At 62.2% G+C, this 22,667-nt stretch carries 17 protein-coding genes; 10 read left to right on the top strand and 7 right to left on the bottom strand.

The window, feature by feature from the left end:
- The first annotated feature begins 14 nt into the window (after positions 1-14).
- From bcsA to AC2S2E_RS06485, 5 genes are read left to right on the top strand one after another with little or no spacing between them, the layout of a single operon-like run.
- Positions 15-4,508, top strand: a complete 4,494-nt coding sequence (gene bcsA / locus AC2S2E_RS06505) for a UDP-forming cellulose synthase catalytic subunit (RefSeq protein WP_486524562.1) — start codon at positions 15-17, stop codon at positions 4,506-4,508.
- Positions 4,505-8,038, top strand: coding sequence for a cellulose biosynthesis protein BcsC (locus tag AC2S2E_RS06500; protein WP_486524169.1), 3,534 nt, complete (start codon positions 4,505-4,507; stop codon positions 8,036-8,038). Before bcsA ends, AC2S2E_RS06500 begins: the two co-directional genes overlap by 4 nt.
- Before the next feature lie 54 nt (positions 8,039-8,092).
- The gene (gene bcsD / locus AC2S2E_RS06495; RefSeq protein WP_476101165.1) at positions 8,093-8,545 is read left to right on the top strand and encodes a cellulose biosynthesis protein BcsD; all 453 of its coding nucleotides are present in this window, start codon (positions 8,093-8,095) and stop codon (positions 8,543-8,545) included.
- Positions 8,545-9,606 (top strand): family 8 glycosyl hydrolase, encoded by a 1,062-nt coding sequence (locus tag AC2S2E_RS06490; protein ID WP_486524168.1) that lies wholly within the window; start codon positions 8,545-8,547, stop codon positions 9,604-9,606. Before bcsD ends, AC2S2E_RS06490 begins: the two co-directional genes overlap by 1 nt.
- A gap of 54 nt (positions 9,607-9,660) precedes the next feature.
- Complete coding sequence (locus AC2S2E_RS06485; RefSeq protein WP_486524167.1) at positions 9,661-9,942, top strand: GNAT family N-acetyltransferase; 282 nt, start codon at positions 9,661-9,663, stop codon at positions 9,940-9,942.
- Here AC2S2E_RS06485 and AC2S2E_RS06480 read toward each other — a convergent pair.
- The 7 genes from AC2S2E_RS06480 to AC2S2E_RS06450 form a co-directional block, all read right to left on the bottom strand.
- A complete protein-coding gene (locus AC2S2E_RS06480) occupies positions 9,921-11,099 on the bottom strand; it encodes a mechanosensitive ion channel family protein (protein WP_486524166.1) in 1,179 nt (392 codons plus the stop codon). The two genes, AC2S2E_RS06485 and AC2S2E_RS06480, sit on opposite strands and share 22 nt — an antisense overlap.
- A 26-nt stretch (positions 11,100-11,125) precedes the next feature.
- Positions 11,126-11,668 carry a ferritin-like domain-containing protein gene (locus tag AC2S2E_RS06475; RefSeq protein ID WP_486524165.1) on the bottom strand — a complete coding sequence of 181 codons (543 nt, stop codon included), beginning with the start codon at positions 11,666-11,668 and terminating at the stop codon, positions 11,126-11,128.
- Between the two features lie 97 nt (positions 11,669-11,765).
- Complete coding sequence (locus tag AC2S2E_RS06470) at positions 11,766-12,623, bottom strand: formate/nitrite transporter family protein (RefSeq protein ID WP_486524164.1); 858 nt, start codon at positions 12,621-12,623, stop codon at positions 11,766-11,768.
- Between the two features lie 12 nt (positions 12,624-12,635).
- On the bottom strand, positions 12,636-13,535 hold the full coding sequence (locus AC2S2E_RS06465) for an alpha/beta fold hydrolase (RefSeq protein ID WP_486524163.1): 900 nt from the start codon (positions 13,533-13,535) through the stop codon (positions 12,636-12,638).
- Between the two features lie 151 nt (positions 13,536-13,686).
- On the bottom strand, positions 13,687-15,168 hold the full coding sequence (gene amyA / locus AC2S2E_RS06460) for an alpha-amylase (protein WP_486524161.1): 1,482 nt from the start codon (positions 15,166-15,168) through the stop codon (positions 13,687-13,689).
- A gap of 94 nt (positions 15,169-15,262) precedes the next feature.
- Positions 15,263-17,287, bottom strand: coding sequence for an AsmA family protein (locus AC2S2E_RS06455; RefSeq protein WP_476101150.1), 2,025 nt, complete (start codon positions 17,285-17,287; stop codon positions 15,263-15,265).
- An 82-nt stretch (positions 17,288-17,369) separates the two neighbouring features.
- A complete protein-coding gene (locus tag AC2S2E_RS06450) occupies positions 17,370-17,546 on the bottom strand; it encodes a CsbD family protein (protein ID WP_476101148.1) in 177 nt (58 codons plus the stop codon).
- Between the two features lie 185 nt (positions 17,547-17,731).
- Between AC2S2E_RS06450 and AC2S2E_RS06445 the strand changes: the two genes are divergently transcribed.
- From AC2S2E_RS06445 to AC2S2E_RS06425, 5 genes are read left to right on the top strand one after another with little or no spacing between them, the layout of a single operon-like run.
- Positions 17,732-18,022: a hypothetical protein gene (locus AC2S2E_RS06445; protein WP_476101147.1), complete on the top strand. Its 291-nt coding sequence runs from the start codon at positions 17,732-17,734 to the stop codon at positions 18,020-18,022.
- A gap of 1 nt (position 18,023) precedes the next feature.
- The gene (locus tag AC2S2E_RS06440) at positions 18,024-19,484 is read left to right on the top strand and encodes a sensor histidine kinase (RefSeq protein WP_486524160.1); all 1,461 of its coding nucleotides are present in this window, start codon (positions 18,024-18,026) and stop codon (positions 19,482-19,484) included.
- Positions 19,481-19,921, top strand: coding sequence for a response regulator (locus AC2S2E_RS06435; protein WP_476101142.1), 441 nt, complete (start codon positions 19,481-19,483; stop codon positions 19,919-19,921). The genes AC2S2E_RS06440 and AC2S2E_RS06435 overlap by 4 nt, the downstream gene beginning before the upstream one ends.
- A complete protein-coding gene (locus AC2S2E_RS06430; RefSeq protein ID WP_486524159.1) occupies positions 19,921-21,045 on the top strand; it encodes a histidine kinase dimerization/phosphoacceptor domain -containing protein in 1,125 nt (374 codons plus the stop codon). The genes AC2S2E_RS06435 and AC2S2E_RS06430 overlap by 1 nt, the downstream gene beginning before the upstream one ends.
- Positions 21,046-21,080: 35 nt before the next feature.
- Positions 21,081-22,631, top strand: coding sequence for a PAS domain-containing protein (locus AC2S2E_RS06425; protein ID WP_486524158.1), 1,551 nt, complete (start codon positions 21,081-21,083; stop codon positions 22,629-22,631).
- Positions 22,632-22,667: the final 36 nt, after the last annotated feature.

Raw genomic sequence — 22,667 nt, 5'->3', positions numbered from 1 at the left:
GGGCGGTGTTGGCGATGATCGCCATGGCCGTCATCACCGTGCCTCTGGATGCCAAGTCGCAGTGGCAATTTGCCGGCGCCACGATCGTTGGGGCGTTGGTCATCAACCGTTGGAAATCGCAAAAGGGCATGCTGGCCATCGGCCTGCTCTCGCTGATCGTTTCGACGCGTTATCTGTTCTGGCGCACGACCCAGACGCTGTCCTTTGGCGGTCCGCTCGAAGCGGCGCTGGGCACGGGCCTGTATCTGGCCGAAGCCTATGCATGGGTCATTCTGGTGCTGGGCTTTGTCCAGACCAGCTGGCCGCTTTATCGCCCGGTGGTCGAACCCGAAGGCGATCCTTCGCAATGGCCGACGGTGGATGTGTACATCCCCACCTATAACGAGAGCCTCTCGATCGTGCGCAACACGGTCTATGCCGCGATGGACATGGATTACCCGGCCGATCGCTTCAACGTCTATATTCTGGACGATGGCAAGCGCCCGGAATTCAAGGCTTTCGCCCGCAAGGCCGGATGCGGTTACATCACCCGCGACAACAATCTGCACGCCAAGGCGGGCAATATGAACGCGGCGATGAAAAAGACCGACGGCAAGCTGATCGCGATTTTTGACTGCGACCACGTGCCGACGCGTTCGTTCCTGCAACTCTCGGTGGGCTGGTTCGACAAAGACCCCAAGCTGGCGCTGATGCAGACGCCGCACCACATGTATTCGCCCGATCCGGTCCAGCGCAATCTGGGCGGCGTCCTGGGCGACATGCCGGGCGAAGGCGACCTGTTCTATGGCCCGGTGCAGGGCGGCAACGACCTGTGGAACGCGGCCTTCTTCTGCGGTTCGTGCGCCATCATTCGTCGCGAGGCGCTGGAAATCACCAACGGCTTTGCCGGTGAAACCGTGACCGAGGACGCCCATACCGCGCTCAAGCTTCAGCGCATGGGCTGGAACACCGGCTATCTCGAAGCCCGCCTGTCGGCAGGTCTGGCCACCGAACGTTTCGTTCTGCACGTGGGCCAGCGTATCCGCTGGGCGCGCGGCATGACGCAGATCCTGCGCATCGACTGCCCGCTGCTGGGCAAGGGCCTGAGCCTGACTCAGCGCCTGTGCTATCTCAACGCGATGATGCACTTTCAATTTCCGCTGCCGCGCATCGTGTTCCTGACCAGCCCGCTGGCCTATCTGATCTTTGGCCAGAACATCATTCAGGCATCAGCCTCGCTGATCTTCGCCTTCTCGATGCCGCATCTGGTCTGTTCGCAAATGTTCAGCGGCCGTTCGCAACTGGGCTGGCGCCGTCCGTTCTGGGGCGAAGTCTATGAAACCATGCTGGCTTTCCATCTGGTCAAGCCCACGGTGATGACCTGGTTCCAGCCGCGCAAGGGCAAGTTCAACGTGACCGACAAGGGCGACCTTCTCGATCAGACCTTCTTTGACTGGGCCATTGTCAAGCCGCATCTGGTGGCCATCGCGCTGCTGGCGGGGGCTGTGTCGATGGGCTGGATCAAGCTGCTGTTCTTTCAGTCCAGCTTCAACATCCAGATCGACACGCTGCTGCTCAATACCGCATGGGCCAGCTTCTCGCTGATCATCCTGCTGGCCGCCGTATCGGTGGCGCGTGAAACCCGTCAGGCGCGCAAGGATATCCGTATCCATGCCGAATTGCCCGTCACGCTCTATCTGAAATCGGGCCATGCCATTTCGGGCGTGACTCGCGACATTTCGATGGGCGGCGCGGCCATCGTCCTGCCCGCCGATCTGCCGGTGCGCGACCCTGAATTGACCCACATTGCGTTGGACATGGATGCCGACCGTTTGGTTATTCCTGTGGATACTATTCGCACCGCACGCGGATACGCATTTGTACGGTTCCACACGCTGGACATGGCCATGGGCCGCAAGCTAGTGCGTGCCGTTATGGGACGGGCGGATGCATGGCAAATGTCGGCGCCTGAGCAGGTTGGGGAATTGCGCTCGGTGAAAGATATCCTTTCGGTTGATCTGATGACGCTTAAGCGCATTCTAGGTCTGAACGTGGCGGAACGCCGCCGCATGCGCGCCCAGCGTGAACAGGCCGCCGCCGCCAAGGCCGAATTGCCCACCGTCGCCGTCGCCAAGGAAGAGGTTAAGGCCAAGCCCGAAGCCGTCGATGTGGCCCCCGCCGCGCCGGTGCGCCCGTCGCTGATCGCGCGCCCGACGGTCAAGGCCGCCGCCTGCGCCTTTGCGGTCGTGGCCGCCTCGATCCTGGCCCCGCATCAGGAAGCCCGCGCGCAAACACCGACGGTGGCCACCGCCGCCGTCGCCGCGCCCCAGACCGATACGACCACCGGCACCACGCCGCTGATCATTGCGGGCACCACGGGCACGCGCCGCGAACACATGACGTTCAAGGATCTGCGCATCAAGATGCCGATCCGTCTGGCGGGCACGCGCGGCGAAATCGGCATTCCCTTTGGCATGCGCCCCAATGACATCGTCACCGAGGCCATGGTCACGCTGCGCGCGGCATGGAGCCCGGCGCTGTTGGCCGATGTGTCGCAGATGGTCGTGCTGCTCAACGGCGAAGTGGTGCAGACCATTCCCCTGACCCGCGAAAACGCGGGCGGCGTCACGCTCAAGGTGCCGGTTAATCCCGCGCTGTTCCTGCCCGGTGATAATCAGCTCAACATTCGCCTGATCGCCCATTATGCGCGCGATTGCGAAGATCCGTTCCATTCCTCGCTCTGGGCCAATGTCAGCAATGTTCAGTCGGGCTTTGACCTGACCGTGCAATCGCTGCCCAAGGCGCCGGATCTTTCCAGCCTGCCCGGCCCGTTTTTTGACCGCCACGACAATGGCGCGCTGCGCCTGCCCTTCGTCTTTGCCTCGGCCCCCAGCCATGGCGATCTGGAAGCGGCGGCCAGCATTTCCTCGTGGATGGGCAGCCTTGCCTCGTATCGCGGCTTTGCATTCAAGCCGATGATTGGCCGCCTGCCTGCGGGCAATGCCATCGTCTTCATGAAGACGCCCGCCTTTGGACTGGCCGTGCCGATCAATGGCGCGACCGCCACGATGGTGCGCAATCCGGCCGACCCCAGCGGCATGCTGTTGGTGATTGCCGGTCGCAATGATGCCGAAATCCGCCTTGCCGCCGCCGCTCTGGCCAGCGCGAAGGGCATTCCGGGCGGCGCATTGATGAGCTTTGACAGCGCCCGCATTCCCACCTGGCCGCGCTATTCCGCGCCGCGCTGGCTGACCACCGACCGTGAGGTCAAGCTGGGCGAGATCATGGCGCCTTATGCGCTGCAGGGCATGGGCCTGCCGCCGGGTCCGCTGGCCGCGCGTTTCCGCCTTGCGCCCGACCTGTTCTTCTGGCCGCGTCAGGGTGGTTCGCTCAGCCTTGGCTATCGCTATCCCGACGCCAAGTGGCTGGACCGCGAAGGTTCGCGCATGGACGTGTCGATCAACGGCCAGTTCCTCAAGACCCTGCCCCTGACCGGCATGAGCTGGTGGCAGCGCCTGTGGTATGGTTCGGGCGCCAACAGCGTCAATGGCCGCGGCAGCGTGGGCCTGCCCCGCTATAACCTGTTCGGATCGAATGAAGTCGTCTTCGACTATAACCTGATCATGGCCGACAAGCAGAAGTGCACCGGCACGTTGCCCGACAATGTCCGCGTCAGCCTTGATCCCAATTCGACCATCGACCTGACCGGCGCGTGGCACGGTCTGGAAATGCCCGATCTGGCCAGCTTTGCCGGTGCGGGCTATCCCTTTACCGTGCGCCCCGACCTGTCGGAAACGATCGTGATGATGGACGATCACCCGACCGAGGCCGCCATCGAGGCTTTCCTTGATGTCATGGGCCGTCTGGGCGATTCGACGGGCGTTGCCACCACCGGCGTCACCGTGACGCTGGGCGGCAATGCGGACCAACTGTCCGATCACGACATTCTGGTCATCGGCAGCGCCAATCTGGCCGGAAGCTCACTGTTCGCCAATGCGCCGCTGCGTAACGAAGGCGGCACGCTCAAGGTCATCGAACGCTCTGCGCTGCAATATGTCGAATCGCTGTTGGGCGGTTGGGGCAAGAACAGCAAGGAAGATGTCGAGAACACCGTCTATGCCTCCAAGGGCTTTAACGGCATCACCGCCTTTGAATCGCCCCTGACTTCGGGCCGCAGCGTGGTGGCGATGATCGCCGATGATACCGCCACCCTGCCCCAGTTGGTCGAAGGCATGAATGATGACAAGATCAATGCCCAGATCCAGGGCGACCTTGCCGTCACCACCGGCGATGGCATGACCAGCTTTGCCGTGGGCCCGCGTTATTGGGCGGGCAGCCTGCCCTTCTGGATGAAGCTGGCCTATTGGTTCAGCCAGCGCCCGCTGTTGATGGCGCTGAGCGGGGTGATGCTGGCCCTGCTGCTGACCGGCCCCGTCTATCTGGTCTTTGCCCGTCAGGCCAAGAAGCGCCTGCAAGGTGAGGCACCCGCCGATCTGAGCCAAAAAAACAATAAGGGAGACAAGAAGTGAGCCCCGTCTTTAATCGCCGCTCGCTGCGCCGCAATTCGGGCGTGGCTCTGGTCGCGGCCCTGATGGCCACCGGGCTCACTTCGGCACCGGCCCATGCGCAGGCATCGGGGGTCAAGGCCCTGCTGGATCAGGCGCAATATTGGGAAGGCAAGGGGCGCCACGATCTGGCCCAGCAGGCATGGCGTCGCGCGTTGCAGATCGACCCGGCCAATGCAGTGGCCAAGAAGGCCCTCTCGCCCGCTGCTCCCGCTCCGGCCCCCGCCCCGGTGGCCGCGCCCGCGCCCCAGCCGGTGCGTGCACCCGCGCCGCGCACCGTTGCCGCCCGTCCGGCACCGGCCCCGGTTGCGGAAAAGCCCGCCCCCGCGCCGCGCACTGCGGCGCCTGCCGGGCCTTCGGCCGCCGACCGTGCGGGCCAGTCGCGAGTGGTGGGTTTCCGCGCCTTGCAGGACAATGACCTTGAAGGCGCCGAGCGTCAGTTCCAGTCGGCCCTGAACCGCAACAAGCGCGATGCCGATGCGCTGGGCGGTCTGGGCCTTGTCGATCTCAAGCGTGGCCGCTTTGCACAGGCCCGCGACGCTCTGGCCCAGGCCAGCCAGTTGGGCGATGCGTCCAAGTGGAAGGAAGCGCTGGAATCGGCCCGCTATTTCGCCTCGCTGCAGGAAGCGCAGGCGATGGTAACACGCGGCGCTCTGGACGATGCGCGCAAGGCCGCCGAGGCGCTGATCCGTTCGGGCTATAGTCAGAATGGCGGGGCCTATGAATTGCTGGCCGACATTTACGAACGTCAGGGCCGCTATGCCGACGCTGCCGACCTCTATCGTCAGGCCGGCGGCGAGGAAACGCCCAATGGCCAGCGCCTGCAAAGCCGCGCCGCACGCGGGGCCGCCCTGTCGGCGGCGGCACGCGGCGACGATTTCGGCGCGGAACAGGCGTTTCAACAGGGCATCATGCTGGATCAGGACGACCCGTGGATCCGTTATGAATTTGCCCGTTTCATGATCCGTCGCGGTCGCGTGTCGGAAAGCGAAAGCCTGCTCGGCTCGCTGGCCGCATCGACCAATCCCGATGCGCTTTATGCCGCCGCGATGCTGAATGCCGAACTGGGCCGCACCGCCATGGCGCAGGGCCTGATCGACCGCATTCCCGACGAGGCCCGTTCGGCCCCGATCCGCAATTTCGCCATCGGTTTGAAGATCGACACCGCCATCATCCGCGCCAAGCAGATTGCCGCCACCGGCCAGAAGGGTGAAGCGGTCGGCGTGCTTAAGCAATTGAGCAACACGCAGGGCCTTTCGCCGCTCAAACAGGCGGCCATTGCCGAAGCGCTGATCGATATGGGCGACAATTTCGACGCCGCCGCTCTGGCTCAACGTGCAATCAACGGACAAATCTCGGAAATTGCCGGGTTTGAATCGATCCTGCGCGTCGCCGTGCGTACGGGCCGCGATGATCTGGCCCGCACCGCCATGGCCAAGGCCACCGCGCTGGCCGCAGGCGACCCCAATGGCCAGCGCGCCGTGGCCCGCATGGCCGCCAGCGCCGCCGCCCAGCAGGCCGACCGCCTGCGTCAGGCAGGCCAGTTTGCGCAGGCCTTTGACGTGCTGCAAACCGCGTTCAATGCCGCGTCGGACAATAACGAGATCCTCTCCTCGCTGGCGCGCCTGTATCAATCGGGCCGGATGAACGCCCGCGCGGCGCAGACGTTCCAGATGATCCTGGCCCGTGATCCCAAGAACCGCGATGCTTTGTCCGGTCTGATGGAAACCGCGCAGGCCGCCGGTGACAAGCAATTGAGCCAGCAGGCCCAGACGCAATTGCTGCGCGAATATGGCAGCAATTACGAAGTCTGGCTGGCCGCGGCCCGCACCGAACAGGCGCGCGGCAATGCTTCGGCCGCCACGCGCTATTTCAAGCAGGCCCGCGACGTCTATCAACAAAGCAGCGGGACCAGCAATGGCGCCAACCCGTTTGCCGCATCGCCCTTTGCCGCCGATGGCACGGCGCAGGTGGCAGCCCAAGCCCCCGACGGCAACCCCTTCCGCGCACAGCAGGCCCAGCCCCAGCAGGCCGCCGCCCCCGCCATGCCCAATCCCTTTGCACTGGGCGGCGGCACGCGTTTGCAGATGACCGCGCCGCGACAGCAGAACGGTTTCGCACCCCAAGGCGCCATGGCCAATCAGGCCGGTTTTGCCCCCCAAGGCAATTTCAATGGCGCAGCGGCACAGGGCAATTATCAGGCCCCCAACGGTTTCGCCCCGCAATCCGTCCCGGCCCCGGCCACGTGGGGCGGCCTGCCGGGCAATGGCTTTGCCGGAGGAGCGCAGAACAACGCCGCCCCTTTCGCCGCACCCCCGCAAGCGCCGGTCGATCCGGTTCTGGCGGGAATTGAACGCGACATCGCCGGGCTTGCCGCCGACAATGGTCCGCGCGCCGAGGTCAACGCATCGTTCCGTGCGCGCAAGGGTGAAACCGGCCTGTCGCAATTGAGCGAGATGAAGACCACCGCCCAGCTTTCCACCGGGCTTGGCCGTGGCCGCGTATTTGCCCGCGCCGAAGCGGTGATGATCGATGCGGGGCGCCCGACGGGGTCGTCTCTGGCCCGGTTTGGCCGCAATGCCACAATCGAGGCGCAGGCCATCGTCGACAAGACGGCATCGGCGCTGATCAATGCCGAAACCCAGCGCGCATCGGGCGTCGCGCTCAGCGCCGGTTATGCCGACAAGCTGGTTCAGATCGAAGGCGGCACCACGCCGGTCGGTTTTGGCAACACCCGCGCGACATGGCGCGTGGCCGTAACCCCGCAAGTGTCACAGCATGCCACCGCGCGCGCATGGTTTGAACGCAAGCCCGTCACCGACAGCGTCGTTTCCTATGCCGGGACGCGCGATCCGGTAACCGGCCAGACATGGGGCCAGGTGATGCGCACCGGCGGCGGCGTTGGCTATTCGTATGAAAGCAACGGCAACGGCGCCTATGGCGATGTCAGCTATAACCGCTACAACGGCACCAATGTCGCCTCGAACCGCAATGTCGAGGTCAATGTCGGCGGCTATATGCGGGCATGGAGCAACGAGCATTCGTCGATCACGGCGGGCATGAACGTCAATTATCAGACCTATGCCAACAGCCAGAACCAGTTCACATGGGGTCAGGGCGGCTATTTCAGCCCGCAAAGCTTCCTCGCGCTCAGCTTCCCGGTCCGTTATTCCTATGAAAAGGGCAATCTGGACCTCAAGGTTGCCGGCACCCCCGGTTTCCAGAGCTTTTCGCAGAACCGCACCGATCTGTATCCCACCGATCCGGCCGCGCAGGCCCGTCTCAACGCGCTCAAAGCCACCAACAGCGATGTGCGCAACTATTACGACAGCCTGAGCAAGACCGGCTTTGGCATGTCGGCGCAGGGTTCGCTCTATTACAAGATCAGCCCGGCCACCCGCGTCGGCGGCGAAGTCAGCTATAATACATTTGGCACCTATGACGAATTCCGCTCTATGCTGGGCATTCGTCAGGCCTTGGGCAGCACCAAATAAGGGAGAGAACCCATGAGGCTTGCATATGACGGGACAACGAACGGGGGGCGCATAATGGAAGACCTGCCTTTCCCACCAGACACTTCGGATCGCGGATTGGCCGTGATTGCGGCGCTGGCGGTTTCGGAAATATTTGCCAATGCGGATAAATCGCAGGCCAAGGGCTTCTTTCGTGCGGTGGGCAAGCGGCTGGCCGAACAGAACCCGATTCCGGCGATGCGCGACCTGCGCGAACTTCAGGGGGCGGTGAACGCGGTCTGGGGCCGGCTGGGTCTGGGCGAGGCGGACATCACGCTCGATCTTCAGGGCGTGTTGATCAACCATCACGATGCGCCGGCGGCTATTCCCAATGATCCCGAATTCAACTGGGGCGATGCCTTGGCCTCGCTTCTGGTCGGGGCCTATGACGGGTGGATGCGCGCCATGGGCAGCCCCGACGCGCTGGTCACGCGTATCGTGTCCTATTCCGCCAATTCGATTGAAATCCGCCACGGCGCCGAGATCTGATGCAGAACAAGCCCATGTTGTTTGACCGTCGCCATATGTTGATGGCCGCCAGCGCCGCCTTGATGGTGGGTTGTTCGCGCAAGGGGGAAGGCAAATCTGTGACCCCCGACCAACCCAGCACCAACGCCACGCCCAAGGTTCTGGACGGCATGTGGACCAGTTTCCGCCAGATCTATCTGGACGCATCGGGCCGCATCATCGACACCGGCAATGGCGGGGTCAGCCATACCGAGGGTCAGGGCTATGGCATGCTGCTGGCCGCGGCGGTGGGCGACCGGGCCGCGTTCGAGGCGATGTACAATTGGACCCAGAGCCATCTGGCCCGTGGCGACATGGCGCTTTATTCGTGGCGTTTTGATCCGCGGTCGAACAATCCGGTGGCCGATCCCAACAATGCGACCGATGGCGACATGCTGATCGCGCTGGCTCTGGCGCGCGGGGCGCGCCGGTGGGGCGTGGCCGCGTGGGAGACCCGTTCGCGCCAGATCCGTCAGGCGATCCGCGAAAAGCTGGTGATCGCGCGCGGTGGGCAACATTATCTGATGCCCGGCATCATGGGTTTCGATCTGGGCGACCGGTTGATGATCAACCCATGCTATTTCATCTTTCCGGCGCTGGACGCCTTTGCGCAACTGGACGGCGCAGGCACATGGGGTCCGGTCATCGCCACATGCGAGGATATCCTGCGCAAGGCCCGCTTCGGCGCCTTTGGCCTGCCCACCGACTGGGTCGTGGTGGGCAATGACGGCATGCCGCAGCCCGCGCCCGACAAGGCGCCGCAATTCGGTTTCGATGCGGTGCGCATCCCGCTCTATGCCGTGGCGGGCAAGCGGGCCCATCTGGTCACGCCGATTGCCGATTACTGGCGCAACAAGCAGGCGTCCGGGCAACCAATCCCGGCGTGGGTCGATGTCTATTCCGGGGCAGAGGCCGGTTTTCCGCTGTCGCCGGGCGGCATCAACATCGTCCAGCGCACGCTGAACCAGCCGCTCAAGACCGAGGCACTGGCGCAGGATTATTATGGCTGCGTTCTGCAATTGCTGGCGCGGCAATTGCGCTGAACCCTTGCGGGGCGGGCGTGTCATCCACATCTTTGCGATGAAGGAGACGTATCGATGACCGCCCCCGTGACGCTCAATTCCGCAAAGCAGCGCTTTGAATTGCCCATTGAGGGCGATGCCATGGCCTTTTGCACCTATCGCGTCGATGACGGCGGGGCCTATCACCTGCAGCATGCCGAAGTGCCGCCCGCCTTTGAAGGGCGCGGCATTGGCGGGGCATTGGCGCGCGGTGTCTTTGATCTGGCGCGGGATCAGGGGTTAAAGCTGGTCCCGCGCTGTTCCTTTATGGTGGCCTGGGCCAAAAGGCATCCCGATTATGCCGACGTATTGGCCTGATCGGCATAGGGCATGACCAGACGGCCATCGGGCGCGGCGGTATAGGTCGTCTGCGTGGGATAGGGGATCGAGATCCCTTCGGCGGCAAAGCGGCGCATGATCGAAACCAGCAGGCGATTGCGCAGATCATGCGCCACCGGCCAGTCATTGCCCGGCACATCGACCAGCACGGCAAAGTCGAGCGAGCTTTCGCCGAACTTTTCAAACCCGGCGCGCGCGGCAATCCCGCCTTCCGCCTCGACCAGTTCCTTGAGAATGCCGGGCAGACGTTCCAGCGTGTCGGGCGGCGTTTCATAGGCCACGCCGATCATAAAGGGCAGCCGGATATGGTCGCGCCCGGACACGTTGAGCACTTCCTTGTCCAGCAGGTTGCGGTTGGCGATGATGCGCAATTCGCCGGTATAGGCGCGGATGCGGGTGGATTTAAGACCAATCGCCTCGATCGTGCCGCTGGAATCGCCATAGCTGATCGCATCGCCCCGGTTGAATGGCCGGTCAAAGATGATGGCCAGCGCGGCAAAAAGGTCACCAAAGATACCCTGCGCCGCCAGACCGATGGCGATACCGCCCACGCCCAGACCCGCGACCATGCCCGTGACATTGACCCCGATATTGCCCAGCAAGACCACCGCCGCGATGGCAAAGATGGTAAAGCTGACCATGATGCGGATCAGGCCCATGGCATTGAGGATCGCCTCACCCTGAAAATTCTTGGCCGAGGTGCGATGCTCAATCATCCCCAGCACCAGTTCGCGGGTCCAGATCGCGCCCTGAATCACCGCTGCGATGGCAAAGAACACATACATCCAGTGTTCAAGGCTGTCGGGCATCTGGGCATATTTGCTGACCACGCGAATGGCCAGAATGACGATGAAGAAGGTTTTGGTCCGCATCACCACCTGGGCAATAACCGCGCGCATCGAGGCGGGTCCGACCAGCGGATCGTAATTATGCCGCCCCCACCGCCGCAACGCGAACAGCACGAAAATGATCGCCGAGGCCGCCGCCGCCGAAATGGCGATTTGCAGCCAGTAATCGGCAACCCAGTTCAGCGTCGTCTGCGTCAGGTCGCGCAACAGGCCCGGCACTTCGGATGGGCGAAGCGGGTGGCTTGTCGGCATGACCGATGGCGCGGCGGTGGGGGTGGTGTTGCTCATATTATCCTGTCCTGTGGCCGATGCGATCAGGGCAAAAGATCACGCAATTCGTCGGCGTGTTCTTCTTCCTGCGCCAGAATGCCTTCGATCAGCGCGCGGGTGGTGGGGTCGCGATCGCCAATGAATTGAACGAGTTCGCGATAGGAATCGACCGCGATACGTTCCGCGATCAGATTTTCGCGGATCATGCTCTCAATCGATGCGCCGGTCGTATATTCGGCATGTGAACGCTTGCTGAGCGTGGCGGGATCAAGGTCGGGTTCTCCGCCCAGTTGCACGATACGTTCGGCCAATTTGTCGGCATGGGCCTGTTCCTCGACGGCATGTTCAAGGAAATGGGCCTTGATCGGGCCAGAGGTCGGGCCGGTCACACAGTAATAATGGCGCATATAGCGCAGCACACAGACCCATTCGGTGGCCAGCGCCAGATTGAGCCGCTGGATAATCACTTCACGGTCGTCCGGATAGGTCGAGGTGATCGGCCCATCGGCAATCGCGCGCTTGGCCTGAGCGCGCAGCTGCGTGGTCGAGGTGAAAGCGTCTTCTTTCGAGATTTCTTTGGTTGCCATCGGATTTCTCCATTAATTTTGAAAGGTTTCCATGGCCCGCCGGTGCAGGCCCCATGGTCATGGAATGGTCCTGCGCCGCCATCGTTCCATCGGTGAATCACAACTCGCCGCGCACCTGCGCATGGGCCAGCACCGCGAACAGGCCCGTGCCCCCCAGCACATTGCCCAGCAGCGTGGGCACGATAATGTCGAAAACCGCCTGAAACGCGGTGATCCGCCCGTCGAGCATCAACAGCCATGCCTCACCCGATCCGGCCACCACATGGGCAAATCCGCCCAGCGCAATCAGCCATGTCAGCAGGAGGATGACCCAGAATTCCTGCCCCCGCGTGGTGGGCAGCGACCAGGGAATCGCCGCGATCAGAAAGCCCGCCGGAATGCCCATGCGCAGGGTTTGCCACCAGTCGCGATCCAGCAGACGCGCCGACAATTCGATCATCGCCTCATGCAACGGGGCCGAAACGATCCATTGCCGCTCAAACGCCAGCGCGACGATGAAAGTGCCCAGCAGATTGCCGCCCAGCACCAGCCCCCAAAAGCGCAGCAGACGCAACACATTGGCCCGTTCGGGATGGGTCGCCACCGGGATCACCGCCGAGAGCGTGCTTTCGGTAAAGAGTTGCAGATGGCTCAGGATCACCACCAGAAAGCCGGTGGAATAGCCCATACAGGCCACCAGAGGCCGCCACTTTTCATCGGGCAACAGCAATTCCATCTGCGCCTCGGCCAAAATCGAGGTGCAGATGGCAATGCCGCCCGCCAACGCCGAGATCAGCAGGGAAAAGGCCGGGCGCTCCATTTCCTCGTCGCCGTGACGGCGCACGACCTCGTGGATCACCTTGGTATTGGCCCCCTGCGCCGATGCGACAGAGGCGCGCTCGCTCTCGGTCAGGGCGATGTCACGCTCGCGCGCTTCAAGCCCCTCGGCGGACAGTTTGGCTTCGACTGTTTCCATGCTCACCTCCGATCAAATGGCGGGGGCAACCATTGTGCGCGCGGTTTCCACGTCCAGAGCGGCCTGCTCGGCCACGGTGCGGACGGGCGCCATGCGATGCCGCAGGAAAGTGATCAGATCATTGGCCAGATCATCCTGTCGCGTGGCGAACAGGCCATGCGGCGCCCCGGCATATTCGACCAATCCCGCCATGCCCACCGCGTCGGCCACGCGATAGGATGTCGCCCGGATCGGCACGATGTCATCCGCCGTGCCATGGATCAGCAACGTGGGCACATTGATCGCCGCCAGATCGCCGGTGAAATCCGTGTGCGAAAAGGCGCGCATCGCGGCCAGCGTCGGCAACAATCCCGCCTGCATCGCCATGGCGCGGGCGTGGTCCAGCACTTCCTGACTGACCGGGCGGTCGATCAGGCCGACGCCATAGAATTGCTTGAAAAATCGGGTGAAGAAATGGGCGCGGTCATCGACCAGTTGCTTTTCCATTTCGACAAATGTTTCGGGCGCGACGCCGTCAAGATTGTCGTCCGTCTGCATCAAACCGGGCGCGACCGAGCTGATCAGCGCGATTTGCGAAACCACGCCGCGATTGTGGCGCGACATGTAGCGGACCACCTCGCCCCCGCCCATGGAAAAGCCGATCAGCGCGGCATCATCGTTGACCCCGTGAAAGGCCATCACCTCGGCCAGATCGTCCGAGAGCGTGTCATAGTCATAGCCATGCGAGGGTTGATCCGAACGGCCAAAGCCGCGCCGGTCATAGCTGATCACACGGAAACCGGCATTGGCCAGAATCGTCGCAATCGGGTCCCAGCTGTCCGCGCTGAGCGGCCAGCCGTGGACAAGGACGACAGGCCGCCCCCATCCCCAGCACTTGGAATAAAGGGCGGTGCCATCACGGGTCAAAACCATAAAGCGCTCCTGTACATGCGGGCCTGTCATCAGGCCGGTGGGGAGGCAGGGCGCAAAGGCCCGGTGCTATACAAAGAGAAGCGCGGGGAAGGTGAAAGGTTGCACGCCCGCGCCGCAACCGCGTTCATCCGTGATCAAAGCGGGGCGAAGATCACAACAGATCGCGGCGCACCCAGACGCTGACGCTCTCGCCATAGACCGGGAAAACACCCTTGCCGCCTTCGTCCAGCACTACTTCATCCGGGTGATGGCCAAGGAAATCGACGAAAGTGGCCCCGGCATGGTCCTGCCCCAGAACAGCCTCACGCGCGGCGTCGCCGGCATTGGACAGGACGACGACGCAGCCCCCCTGCTCGGCGGTGCCGTGGCGGATAAATCCGATGCAATTGGGTTCCTCGAACAGATCGGTCTGGGGGCCATGGGCAAAAGCCTTGCGCGCCTTCACCAGGTCGGGGAGGCAGGGAATCGCGGGCAGGTCGACGTGATGCATCTGTCCATCGCCGCCCCTATCCTCGTACCCCGCGCCATAGAGATCAGGATAAAAAAGGCAGGGCAAGCCGCCCTCGCGCAGCAGGATCAGCGCATAGGCCAGCGGTTTGAACCAAGGCTCAACCGGGCTTTCCAGATCCTGCAACGGTTGGGTGTCGTGGTTGGCGACAATGGTGACGGCATGTTCGGGAATGGCCGCCACCAGCGATCCGTCGAAAATCTGGCGCAGGTCGTAATCGGCATGGGCGCGCCCGGCGTGGTGGAAATTATGCTGTAACCCCACATCGAACAGCGCGAATTGCCGGTTCACCCGGTCCAGATAGCGCGACAGGGCGTTCAGGTCCGGGTTCCAATATTCGGCCACGACAAAAATGTCGGGCGCCACTGTTTCGCGCAAATGCCCCACCCAATCGCGCAGAAACCATGCCGGGATATGTTTGGCCGCGTCCATACGGAACCCGTCGGCCCCGACCTGTTCGACCATCCACCGGCCCCAGAACTTGACCTCTTCATACACCGCATTGTTGCGGAATTCGACGTCGGCCCCCATCAGATAGTCGAAATTGCCCAGTTCCTCATCGACCTCTTCGTTCCATCCATCGCCATGTTCGTTCAGGATCGAAAAGACGCCGGTGCCATCGGGGTTCTCGACATAATCGACGCCAGAGAAACAGGAGGCGTTCCATTCGAATTGCGAATGCGCCCCGCCCCGCCCCGGAAAGGTGAAGCGCGTATAGGCATCGGCCTCGAAGGGTTCGCCGTCCAGCACGTTGCGGTCTTCCTCTCGCACACGCTGGACACGGACACGCTCGGTTTCATCGGCGCCCATCTTGTGGTTGAGAACGGCGTCATGGATCACGCGCAGTCCCGCCTCGCGCGCGGTGGCAATGGCATGCTGCAATTCCTCGCGCGGGCCATATTTGGTGGCGCGGCTGCCCTTTTGGTCAAATTCGCCAAGGTCGAACAGGTCATAGGTGTCATAGCCAACCGAATGGCCCCCGGACGCACCCTTGGTCGCAGGCGGCAGCCAGATGTCGGTGACGCCCATCTGTGCCAGATCAGAGGCCTTTTCCGCCACCTCGCGCCACAACTGGCCGCCCGCAGGATAGTACCAGTGAAAGAATTGCAGCAAAGTGCGGGCCATAATGCCTCCGAATGTTCGATCATCTGCTGAACTAACTTTCGGGCGGACAAATTGTTGCATGTGCGAGGCGGAGATAACCGGCCCTGTTACTCCATCACTTCTTTACCGGACCGACATCCTTGCGCACCTTGCCCTTGACCGTACGCTGGGCCGAGGCGCGGGCACCGGCCAGCACCGGGCCGCAGGCCGCCGATTGCGCATCGCCCGGATCGACAAAGGCGATCAGCGCCGCAAACGGATTGACCGCCGCGCCCAGCGCCGCGCCCGCGCCCATGCGGGTCAGCAATTGCGGGGTGATGACCTTCAAACCCGGCGCCGCGAAATAGCCCTTGATGCCGACCGGCGATTGCAGGGAAAACAGGCTGAACGTCTTGGCATCGGCGCGCAGGCCCATGTTGATCGACTCATCGCGGAAACTGAATTGGCCGCGCCCGGTGATCACATTCTTTTTCGTGTCGATCAGGATCGGGTCCGCGCTGGAAATGCCATCCTTGACCGTAAAGCCCAACAGGCCGCAACGGATCTGCACCGGCTCCTTCAGCTTCTTGGCAAACATCTTTTGCAGGAATGTGCCAAGGTCGAGTTCAGCCAATTGAATATTGCGCGCCCACATCGTGCCCGCCGGGATAATAAAGGCCATGCGCCCATCGGCATGGGCCAGACTGTCGCGCAAACTGTTGCCCACCCCGCGCATGGCCAGCCGCGCGCCCAATGTGCCGGTGGTGCCCGATTCCTCTACGCCAAAGCGATAGAGGAGTTTGCCCATGGGGGTGGGAGAAAGGTGCATGGCATAATCGGTGATGACCTGCGGCGCGCGGGCGTCCAGCGTGACCTTGGCGTCAAACTTGCCCGTGGCGACCACCGCCGTCACCGGATCAAGCCGCATCAGGCCATGATCGAGATGCAGCGTGGCATCGATATCGCCCACCGGGAAATCCTGCGCCACGATCCGCGTCACACGATAGCGCACATCGGCATCGAAACGGTTGATCGCATCGGAACGCAGCGGCGCATCGGGCAGGATGCGCGGGTGGCCATTTTCCTGCGTCACCAAACCCTTGGTGCCCAGCCGGTCGAGCCGTTCGGGATCATAGCCAAGAAAGGGCGCGGCATCGAGCAGGTTGAGCGCGCGGGTTTGCAGATCGGCCTTGAGATAGAGCCGTTCACCGCGCAGCCCGACGCGGAGCAGACCGGCAAGATCGCTGTCGCCAAAACGCCCGCGGATGCGTTCAAAGGTCCAATCGGCGCTTGGCCGCGACACATCGGCCTCCACCACATAGGGGCGGGTTTCCACCACCGCCACACCGATCAGGTTGAACAGATCGGCCATGTTGCGGCCATGCGCCTCAAGGTGATAGCGCCCGTCATCAAAACTGGTGATGCCCGGCATCGTGCCCGTCAGATCGATACGGGTGCGCGCGCCTTCGCCATGCAGCGTCACGCGCGAGGAACCGCCGCGCAGCAGGGCACGGTCGGCCTGGGCAATATTGCCGGAAAAGCGGATCGGGCGGCCGCGCAATCGGCCCGTGCCATCGAACATCAATCCGCCCTGCAACACCGAATTGGCGGCATAGAGCGGCTTGATCGCAATCTGGGCATTCAGTTGCAGCAACGGATCATCATAGGTGATCGACGAATTGCGCAAGCTGGCCTGAATGATGTCGGGGATGGTCAAAGGCTTGGGCGGGCCGGAGCCAAAGGTCCAGTTGTTGCGCCTGTGCGCCTTGTCCCATTGCGCGGCCACCTGAAAGCCATCGGCCTGCATGGTCGAAATCCGGCGCTTGCCGGTCAGCAAAGGCAGGGTTTCAAGGCTCAGCCCCAGATGGTCGGCGTGCAGGAAAGGCTTTGCCCCCGCCCAATCGGCATTGGCGATGGTCAGGCCATCGGCGCGAAAGGCGATGTCGATGGGGGCGAAATAGAGATTGAATTCGCCCGTTACGCCCACTGGTCGCCCAAGAGAGGAACTGGCGAATTTTTCGAAATAGGGCCGCAGAAAACGCCCTTTGGTAAGGAACAGCACGAGCCAGATGGCCGCAACCAGGGCAACCAGCGTCACAAGGATGCCGATACCCCAATTGCGAAGCCGGGCGAGCGATCTGGGGAGTGCTGTGTCTGTCATACGCTATCTGCGGCCCCGACCTGTAAAGGCAAGCGTTGACCCCGCTCTCGCCAGCGAGGCCAACGCCCTGCCTTGCGGCAGCTTATTCGCCCAGCGCGGCCTTGGCCTTGCCGGTGGCGGTCTGAATCTTGCCCTTGGCGTCCTGGGCCGCGCCTTCAGCAGCCAGCTTGGCGTCGCCGGTTTCCTTGCCGATGGCTTCCTTGGCCTTGCCGACCAGCGAGTTGGTGGCGCCCGAAATACGATCGCTGACAGAACCCATGATATCTCTCCTGTGGTTTCAAAGTTTGGAAACTTGAAGGTCAGCCTTCGGAAGGGGGAATGTCTGGACAGGGGCGCGGGTTCCATGAATGAATTATTTTCAAAATTGACGCGCCGCGATGAAACCTTTTGGATTCTGGCGCGTCTAACCTCATGGTTCATGCGTGACACGCGCGGGGGGTATCTATGAAATTCTGGCCGAAAGGCGCCTTTTTTGCGCTGGCGGCATGCCTTCTGCTTGGCGGTTGCCTTGATGGCAAAACCGATGATGACGTCTGGTACGGTTATTATTACGACGACCTGAGGCAGAATGCCGAAGGCGCCATGTCCCGCCCCTATAAATCAGCCCAGGAATGCCGCGCCGCGATGCAGGATTATACGCTGGAGGCCAAAGTAACCTCCGGCTTTGCCTGTGCCCGTGGATGCGCACCATCACAGGACGGCGTCATCGCCAATTGTCAGGAAGTCGTGCGCTGATATGCCCCAGATGGTCGAAGCCCAAAGTCAGTTTCGCAGCAAGTTGATCGGCATGATCGTGCTGGGTTTTGTCGCTCTGGCCGGGATTGTCGGTTCGGCGGCGATCCTGATGATCATGAACCAGCGCCAGATGGACGGTGTCGCCCATACCTATCAGGTCGAGCGTCAGGTGGCGCAGATGCGCCTGTCCCTGCTGCGTATCGACAGTTTCCGCCGCAAGAAGGAAGCCGAACGCAATGCCGATGATCTGAAAACCTATCGCATGCGGCTGGACAGCGCGATCGACAATTTTGGCGAACTGACCAAGGACAACCCCCGCCAACAGGCGCGCGTTCCAATGCTCGAAGGGCTGGAGGCGCAGGTGCTTTTGGAGGTCGGCGCGATCACCAAAGCCGAATTTGGCGAGGGTATCCGGTTTGAAAACCCGATCAACATGCTCGACGTCTTGACCAAGACGATGCAGGATGAGGAATTGCGCCTGCAGGGATTTCGGGCCGCGGAAATGCGGCGGATCCAATATGGTTTCTATGTCGTGATGGGCGCGGCGGGGGTGCTGTTGATCGTCGTGGGTCTGCTGACTTTTGCCAGCCTGCGCAGATTTACCCAGGATCTGATGGATTCGCGTCAGGCGCTGCGCGACGCCAACACCGGGTTGGAGCAAGCCGTTCAGGAACGTACATCCGACCTCAAACGCGCCAATGGCGAATTGCAACGCTTTGCCTATATCGTCAGCCATGACCTGCGTTCGCCGCTGGTCAATGTGATGGGTTTTACATCCGAGCTGGAAATCGCCACCAAACGGCTGGGCGAAATGTTGCAGGAGGCGCGCAAGACCCGCCCCGACACACTGTTTCCCGGCACGGAGGAGTTGATCGAGCAGGATTTGCCCGAAGCGATCCATTTCATCCGCTCCTCGACGCAAAAGATGGACCGGTTGATCAACGCCATCCTGCAATTGTCCCGCCAAGGCAATCGCGCGCTCAACCCGACGTGGCTGGACATGAATCGGGTGATTTCCGACGTCGCCGAAAGCCTGAAGGTGCGCGCCGAACAGGCCGATGCCCAGATCATCGTCGGCCCCAATCAGCCCGAAATCTATGGCGACCGGGTGGCGGTCGAACAGATCCTGTCGAACCTGATCGAAAACGCGATCAAGTATAATCACCCCGACCGCCCCCCGATTGTACGTATCGCCGGGCGCCGGATTGGCGATACCGCCGAATTCCGCGTATCGGACAATGGGCGCGGCATCGACGCGCGCGACTTTGATCGCGTATTTGACCTTTTCCGCCGGTCCGGTACTCAAGACCGTCCGGGTGAAGGCATAGGGCTGGCGCATGTCCGCGCGGTAGTTTACCGTCTGGGCGGTTCTATCCTGCTGGAATCCGAATTGGGCGTGGGCACCACCTTCATCCTTTCGATACCCCTGCATTATTCCGAGGAGCAGAGTCAGGTTTCATGAGCAATCCATTGCCTGTGACGATTATCATGATCGAGGACGATCTGGGCCACGCGCGCCTGATCGAAAAGAACATCCGGCGTGCGGGGATTTCGAACCACATCACCCATTTTGACAATGGCACTGCGGCGGTTGAATATCTGTTCTCGCCCGATCATGATCCGGCCACCCATGGCCCGGTGCTGATCCTGCTTGACCTCAACCTGCCCGATATGAGCGGGACATCGATCCTGTCGCGGATCAAGGAAGACCCCAAGCTGCACCGCACGCCGGTGGTCGTTTTGACCACCACGGACGACCGGGTGGAAATTCAGCGCTGCTATGATCTGGGCTGCAATGTCTATATCACCAAGCCTGTGAATTATGAGAGCTTTGCCGAAGCGATCCGCCAATTGGGTCTGTTCCTGTCGGTGATCCAGATCCCGGAAACGGGGGGCTGATGCCGCTTTCGGGATCCCGCATCCTCTATGTCGACGATGATGAAGGCTTGTGTCATCTGGCCAAGCGTCATCTCGAACGGCTGGGCTGCACGCTGACCTTTGCCCATTCGGGCTGTGCCGGGATTGAACTGGCCCGGGCGCAACCTTTTGATCTGGTTGCGCTGGACCATATCATGCCGGGCATGGGCGGGCTGGAGGCTCTGGGCCATCTGATGGCGCTGCCCTCGCCGCCGGCGGTGATTTATGTGACGGGGTCGGATGAAACGGGCGTGGCGGTGGCCGCGCTCAAGGCAGGGGCGGTTGACTATGTGGTCAAAAGCGGCAGCGGTGATTTCTTCGAACTTTTGACCAGCACGCTGCATCAGGCGCTGGGCACGCTGCGCCTGCGCAAGCAGAAAGAGCAGTTCGAGATGCAATTGCGCGAAACCAACGCGCAATTGGAAGCGCTGCTGCATGAAATGAACCATCGCGTGGCCAACAGCCTGCAAATGGTTTCCTCTCTGGTCAGCCTGCAAACCCGCCGGGCGACGGGGCAGGAAGCGCGCGCCATGTTGCAGGACGTGCGCCACCGCATTCAGGCGATCAGCCGCATCCACCGCCAGCTTTATACCGGCGAGAGTTTTCAGGCGGTCAACATGCGCGAATATCTCGAAGGAATGGCGCGCGACCTGACAGGAACCTTTTCCAGCGAAAACGTGGCCCGCTCGATCAAGGTGGTGGCACAGGATGCCACCTTGCCCGCGGCCACGGCGGTCACGCTGGGCGTGCTGGTCAATGAATTGGTCAGCAACGCCTGCAAATATGCCTATGGCAAGGAAGAATCGGGCGAAGTGCGCATCCGTTTCGAATTGGAAGGAACCGACGGCTATCACCTGCGCGTCGAGGATGACGGCGTGGGGATGCAGGATGATGCCAAGCCCCAGGGGACCGGCCTTGGATCACAGATCATCACCGCCATGACCCGTTCGCTGGGCGCCAAACACAGCTTTTCCACCACGGGCAAAGGGTTGCAGGTCAACATCTATCGCGCGCCTACGTCTGATCAACCGATTGACTTATCCGGCGCACCTGTCACCTTGCCACTTGTCTCTGCGGCTCCGACCGGCCTCGGGATGAACACCTGAAGCAAGAATGGTCAGCGCTATCTATGAAATCATCTATGAATACAGTCGGTGAGGATGGCACTGTGCTGTTCGGAGCGACAATGCGTGCGCTATCGTCAACCGAGCGTGAGCTGTTTGTCGACAGCCTGTTAGAGGTCGATCGCGATGTCCGTGACAAGCTGGACGGCTTGGCGCGGGTGGCGGCGCGGATATGCGGTACGCCGGTCGCGCTGGTCTCTCTGGTCGGGCGCGATGCCCAAACTTTTTTGGGGCGACAGGGTTTCGATGGGGTCGAGCCGCCTCGCGCCGTCTCCTTTTGCCTGCACGCGATGGTGGGTGAAGATACCATGGTCGTGCCCAACGCCACCCTTGACCCGCGTTTTGCGGAAAACCCCCTTGTCACCGGCGACATGCATATCCGCTTTTACGCCGGCCACCCCTTGCGCAACAAGGAAGGCTTTCCGTTGGGCAGCCTTTGCGTGATTGATACCGCGCCCAAGGATGGGCTGACACAGGAACAGCTCGATCATCTCGCGACGCTGGCCGATGCCGCGACGCTCTATCTGGAAAACTGGGCGGAAAAACGCGCCCATGGCGAACGCACCGCACAGGCGCAGCGCGACATTGACGTGATGACGCGCCGCTTCATCACGCTGGCCGATGCCCTGCCCCAACTGGTCTGGTCGACGCCCCCCGACGGGATGAGCGATTATTTCAGCAGCCAGTGGGTCGAATTCACCGGCAAGGAGGCCAGCGCCAGTTTCGGCACCGGCTGGATGGATTTCCTGCATCCCGACGATGTCGAATTGACCAAAACCGCCTGGCGCCAGTCGGTGGAAACCAGCCAGCCCTATCAGATCGAATATCGGATGCGGCGCCATGATGGCGAATATATCTGGATGCTGGCGCGCGGCCTGCCGGTGCTGGACGCCGATGGCCATGTGGCGCGCTGGATCGGGACATGCACCGACATCAACGACCGGGTGGCGACGTCCGAATCGCTGGAAATCATGTCGCGTGAATTGAGCCACCGGATCAAGAACCTGTTCTCGGTGGTGCAGAGCCTTGTCACGATGGGCCTGCGGCAATTCCCCGAAATGACCGAAGTGAGCCGGGCGCTGCAATCGCGCATGGTGGCTTTGGGCCGGGCGCATGATCTGGTGCGGCCGCGGGTGGTCAATGGGCGGCCATCCTCGTCGCAGACCATGTTGCGCGAATTGGCCAAATATCTGATCGCGCCGTTTCAGCCCGAAGGCGAAACACGCGTCGTGATTTCAGGCGAGGATGTGCTGGTCGGCGATTCCGCGGCGACGCCTATCGCTTTGTTCCTGCACGAAATGCTGACCAATTCGGTCAAATATGGCGCGCTCGGCACCGCCGGTGGCCAGATCGCCCTGTCCATCGGGCGCGATGAAGATGCGGTCGTTATCGATTGGCGCGAAAGCGGCGGACCGGCGATTGCGGGCGATCCCGCCCCCGGTTTCGGCACCCGCCTGATCCAGATGACGATCGAGCGTCAGTTGAGCGGGGTGATTTCGCGCCAGTGGCACGCCGACGGCCTGATCATGCAGGCGCGCATTCCGATGATCCAGCTTTGCGCTGACTGATAAAAAATTCGGCCCCAAACGGGTTGCGCCGACGGC

The sequence above is a fragment of the Novosphingobium sp. 550D genome (assembly GCF_057401885.1).
The sequence above is the reverse complement of the archived record's forward strand: the minus strand, read 5'-3'. Positions and strand labels throughout refer to the sequence as shown.